General features: G+C 75.3%; 3 protein-coding genes and 2 pseudogenes. 2 read left to right on the top strand and 3 right to left on the bottom strand.

The annotated features are described in order from the left end of the window. Positions 1–172 precede the first annotated feature (172 nt). Positions 173–813: pseudogene (locus tag JNW89_RS27820) on the top strand (SIMPL domain-containing protein). After that, a pseudogene (locus JNW89_RS27815) lies at positions 813–1,459 on the top strand (nucleoside/nucleotide kinase family protein). The pseudogenes JNW89_RS27820 and JNW89_RS27815 overlap by 1 nt, the downstream one beginning before the upstream one ends. On the opposite strand, the gene JNW89_RS27810 reads toward JNW89_RS27815, so the two are convergent. From JNW89_RS27810 to JNW89_RS27800, 3 genes are all read right to left on the bottom strand, one after another. After that, positions 1,436–2,551: a hypothetical protein gene (locus tag JNW89_RS27810; RefSeq protein ID WP_238451325.1), complete on the bottom strand. Its 1,116-nt coding sequence runs from the start codon at positions 2,549–2,551 to the stop codon at positions 1,436–1,438. The pseudogene JNW89_RS27815 and the gene JNW89_RS27810 overlap by 24 nt on opposite strands. Positions 2,552–2,571: 20 nt before the next feature. Next, positions 2,572–4,014 (bottom strand): hypothetical protein, encoded by a 1,443-nt coding sequence (locus JNW89_RS27805; protein ID WP_238451323.1) that lies wholly within the window; start codon positions 4,012–4,014, stop codon positions 2,572–2,574. 94 nt (positions 4,015–4,108) lie between these two features. Beyond that, positions 4,109–4,666 (bottom strand): sugar O-acetyltransferase, encoded by a 558-nt coding sequence (locus JNW89_RS27800; RefSeq protein ID WP_238451322.1) that lies wholly within the window; start codon positions 4,664–4,666, stop codon positions 4,109–4,111. Between the last annotated feature and the right edge of the window lie 243 nt (positions 4,667–4,909).

Below are 4,909 nucleotides of genomic sequence, written 5' to 3'. Positions count from 1 at the left end.
GCCTTCCCGCTGGCCGACGGCGGGGACGCGGAGCTGCGCTTCCTGCTCGAGCTGGGCGCGGCCGGCGGGTACCTCGACGGGTGCCGGACGACCGGTGAGCAGGTCGAGTACGTGGCCCGCCGGTTGGCCCTGGAACCGGGCGGCCCAGCGGGCCCGCCGCTAGGGTGAGGGCGTGGCGGACGGACCGGTTGTGGCGGTGCGCGGTGAGGCGTACCGGGAGGTCGCGCCCGAGCTGGCCCGCTTCCAGGTGACCGCGACGGCCCGCGAGCGGGACCGGGAGGTCACCCTGACCCGGCTCGCCGAGCGGGCCGCAGCCGTCCGGGTGCTGCTCGACGAGCACGCCGCCGCGCTGGACCGCCGGGAGGCCGGCGACCTGCGGGTACGTCCCGAGACCAACCGCTCCGGCGAGCGCGTGGTCGGCTACCACGGCAGCGTGACCACCAGCGTCACCGTCACCGACTTCGCCGTCCTCGCCGAACTGATGCTCCGCCTGGCCGACCAGGAGCAGGTCGAGGTGGCCGGCCCGTGGTGGTCGCTGCGGCCGGACAGCCCGGCCCACCGGGAGGCCCGGCACGCCGCCATCGCCGACGCGCTGCACCGGGCCCGGGAGTACGCCGAGGCGTTGGGTGCCCGGGTCACCGCCCTGCTGGAGCTGGCCGACGCGGAGGAGGGGTTCGCCCCGATGGCCGGCGCGGCGTTCTCCCGCCGGATGGAGAAGGGCGCGCGCCGGAGCTGGAACTCGACCCCCAGCCGCAGACCGTGCACGCCGTGGTGCGGGCCCGGTTCACCGTCAGCGACCCGGTCCTGCCCTGATGCCCGAGGCCACCCCGCTCCCGCTCGACGACCTGGTCGCCCGGGCCCGTGCCCTGGCCGAGGCGGGGCCCCGGCAGTTGCTCGGCATCGCCGGGGCGCCCGGGGCGGGCAAGTCCACCCTGGCCGAGCGGATCGTCACGGCGATCGGCCCGAGCGCCCGGCTGGTGCCGATGGACGGCTTCCACCTGGCCCAGGCCGAGTTGGAGCGGCTGGGCGCGCCGCGCGCAAGGGCGCGGTGGACACCTTCGACGCCAACGGGTACGTCTCGCTGCTGCGCCGACTGCGACGGCTGGAGCCGACCGCCGTCTACGCGCCGCTGTTCCGCCGGGATCTGGAGGAGCCGGTGGCCGGGGCGATCGAGGTGCCCCCCTCGGTCCGACTGGTGGTGACCGAGGGCAACTACCTGCTGTACACCGACCCGCCGTGGGACGAGGTGCGGCCGCTGCTGCACGAGGCGTGGTTCGTCGACCTGGACGCGGAGTCGCGGCTGCGCCGGCTCGTCGCCCGGCACGAGGCGCACGGGCGGACGCCGGAGCAGGCGGCGGCCTGGGCGTACGGCAGCGACGAGACCAACGCCGCCCTGGTCCATGGCACCGCGAACTACGCCGACCTGGTGGTCCGCCTAACCGACCCCCCGCCGGGGTGACGGGACGCCGCGCGGCAGCAGCCGGGCGACCATGGCTCGTTCCCGCCGGAACTCCACCGCCTCCGGATATCCGCTGTGGTTGCGGATGGGCGGGTCGGCGACCTCGCCGCCGCTGGGATGCAGCGCCTCCGGGTCGACGACCGGCACCTCCCGCTCCCCGGCGGTGACCTGCCAGCCGAGCGGGTCGGTGGGGCGCCAGAAGTTGGTCCAGGCGACGCAGCCGTCGGGCCGGGTGAGGGTGCCGGCGAGCACCCGGAGCCGGTCCGGTCCGAAGTACGCCGGGAAGACCCGGCCGTAGAGCCGGGTGAGCTGGCAGCCGTAGGAGAAGAACCAGATCCGCCGGCGCCAGCGTGCCGGCAGTTGGAGCAGCATCGAGGCGCAGATGACGGTCCCCTGGCTGTGCCCGGAGAGGATCACCCCGTCCATCCGGCGCGGGTCGTGCTCGGCCAGCGCGAGAATCCCGGCGACCCGGGTCTGGAGTTCGGGCACCGCCCGCTCGGCGTAGCTCGGCGGGGCCAGCGGGTGCGCGGCGCGGGGCCAGAAGGTGCCGACGTCCCAGACGACGCCGACCGAGCGGCGGACGGTGTCGTTGCGGTAGACCAGCAGCCCCACCCCGGCGACCACCACCGGCAGCCAGCCCAGCATCATGTCGCCGACGTCCGCGACGGTGTGGATCACCGCCTGCCAGCCGACGGCGGACCCCGGGACGGAACGGCTGCGGGACAGCGCCGCCGCGCAGCAGAGGGCGGCCAGCACCACCGCCAGCGTGGCGTAGCAGCCGACCAGCCGGACGGCGTGTTCGCCGACCAGCCGGTGCAGGGCCCGGTAGCCGCTGACGTCGCGGCAGCGCCGCCGGTCGTGGGCGGAGTGGACGGTCCCGGGCCCGGTCAGCGCGGCGTACTCCTGGCGGCGCAGCCGCCCGAAGAGCAGGCCGGCGCGGATCCCGGTGCCGACGAGGGCGGCCACCGCCACGGCGAAGGCCAGCCCGGCCCAGAACACCGCCAGCGGTGGCATCACCCGTTCGGGTCCGGTGTCGTCGTTGAGCCGTTCGGCGACCCAGTGCAGCAGCCCGGCGCAGTAGGCGATCGCCATCGTCCAACCGGCGCCGGCGATCAGGGCCGGACCTCGACCACCCCAGGCCAGGTCGGTGTGCGGACCGGGGGGGCTGCTGGTCGGCGTCGCCGCGGGTCCGGGGCAGCAGCAGGCCGGTCGCGGCGACCGCGATCGCCGGTACGGCGAGCATCCAGCTGCTCAGTCCCCGCGGTGCGGCCGGCACCCCGGGCAGCGCGCCCTCGATCCAGCCCACCCCGAGCGGCAGCAGCGCGGCGCCGAGCACCGGGGCGAGCAGTGCGCGCCGCCCCGACCGGGTCACCGTGCCGATGGCGATCAGCAGCAGCAGCTGGTACGTGGCCAGCCAGGCGACGGCCGTGTCGTACCCGGGCAGTGAGCGGTCGGCCAGGCAGCCCGGCGTGTCGGGGGCCGCGGTGCAGCCGGCCGGCGGCCGGAACTGCGCCAGCGGCCGGCCGGCGGGCCCGTCGGGCAGGACCAGCAGCACGAAGGTTCCGGTCAGTCCCAGGCCGAGGAGCGCCCCGACGGCGATGCTCCACCGGCCCAGCGGGGTGTCCCCGCGGCGTCGGGTCAGGTAGGGCCGGCCGATCGCGACGACGGCTGTCCCGACCACTGCGGCGAGGGCGGCGACGGTGGGCCAGGCGACCGCCGCCCGGGCGTCCCGGGGCGGGTCCATCACGAGCACCGCCGCGATCGGCACCGACGCGGCGACCGCCGCCCCGGTGCACAGGTGCAGCACGGCGGCCCGGCGCAGCTGCCCCTCGCCGCACCAGAAGGTCGGGTCCTGCAACGGGTTCGCCGGCGCGTCGGTGGGTGGGGCGAGGGCCGGTCCGGCGTCGGTCGGGGCGGCGGGCGGGACGCGGCTGGGCGGGCATCTCGGCCTCGTACTGGTAGGTGCGCCAGGCGACCACGCCGAGCACCGCCAGCACGGCCAGCGGCAGCAGCAGGCCGACGGCGAGCGCGTGGGCGTCGGCCCGCCACCAGCCGCGGCCGAGGAACTCCCACGGGCCGGGCACCCGCCCCAGGCAGTCCTGGTCGACGCACTGCCAGGCGATCAGGTCCACCCCGACGCCGGTCAGCGTGATCGCCAGGGTGGCGGTGAGGCTCAGGCAGAAGAGGCGGATCAGCCAGGCGGCGATGCCGGAGCGGCCGGCCCAGCGCTCCGTGTCCGGGTCCGGCGGGATGTCGGGGCGGGCGTGCAGGGCCACGTTGGCCAGGGTGAAAGGGAGCAGCACCGTCCACAGGGCCCGCTCGACGTCCCGTGCGGTCCGCGCGCCGGAGGTGAGCTGTCCCCAGCTGTACGCCTCGACGGTGATCGGGTCGTCCGGGCCGGCGGCGGTGGACCGGTAGAAGCCGGTGACCTTGTCGCCGGCCACCAGGGCGGGTTGCGGCCCGGCCCCGGCGGGTTCGGGGCGTAGCCCGAGGAGCTGGTCGGGCGGGGTGTTGGACACTCCGTGCACCCGTAGTTCGAGCACCCGATCGCCCATCCGTGCCCCCTGGTGTCGCGCTCACTACCCAGAGTGCCCCCTGGTGCCCGGTTCCGGCCACCCGTACGTGCCGCTCTTTCAGCAGGTCAACGGCTTATTCGAGGGTTCGCACCGGGCGGGCGGGATTGCCGATGGCGACCACGTTCGGTGGCAGATCCTTGGTGACGACGGCGCCGGCGCCGACCACGGTGTTCGCGCCGACGGTCACCCCGGCGAGCACGATGGCCCCGCCGCCGAGCCAGACGTTGTCGCCGATGGTGATCGGCTTCGCCGCCTCCCACTTCTCCCGGCGCGGGCCCGGCTCGATCGGGTGGGTGGGGGTGAGCAGCTGCACGCTGGGTCCGATCTGGACGTCGGCGCCGATGGTGATCCGGGCGACGTCGAGGAAGACCGCGTTGAAGTTCACGAAGCAGCGCGGGCCGAGGTGGATCTGCCAGCCGTAGTCGCAGTGGAAGGGTGGCCGGATCCAGGTGTCCTCGCCGAGCGAGCCGAGCAGCTCGCGCAGCGCGGCCAGGCGCCCCTGCGGGTCGGTGACGGCGGTGGTGTTGAAGCGCTCCATCAGCTGGGCGGCGCGGTCGAGGTCGGCGATGATCTCGGGCTCGTTGGCGAGGTAGGGCTCGCCGGCCAGCATTCGTTCCCGCATGGACGTCACCGGGCGATCATCGCCGGCCGGGCCCCCGCCAGGGGCGGGGACCGTCATATTCCGGACTTTCCTTGTGCATACCCGGTATGTAATTCTGGTCGCTGTCAATGTGACTCCCGTCTATGAAGACGCTTCGCGAGGAGGATCCGTTGCACAGAACCAGAACGAAGACCGTCGCGCTCGGGCTGGTGCTCGGCCTGGCGCTCGGCGCCCCGGCCACCGCCTCGGCCGCCGCACCGACCGCACCGGCGG

It is taken from the genome of Micromonospora sp. 4G55 (assembly GCF_016803375.1).
The sequence above is the reverse complement of the archived record's forward strand: the minus strand, read 5'-3'. Positions and strand labels throughout refer to the sequence as shown.

Excerpts from the sequence above, each read along its gene's own strand:
- JNW89_RS27810 (WP_238451325.1), bottom strand. The coding sequence starts at position 2,551 with ATGGCGATCGCCTACTGCGCCGGGCTGCTGCACTGGGTCGCCGAACGG.
- JNW89_RS27805 (WP_238451323.1), bottom strand. The coding sequence starts at position 4,014 with ATGGGCGATCGGGTGCTCGAACTACGGGTGCACGGAGTGTCCAACACC.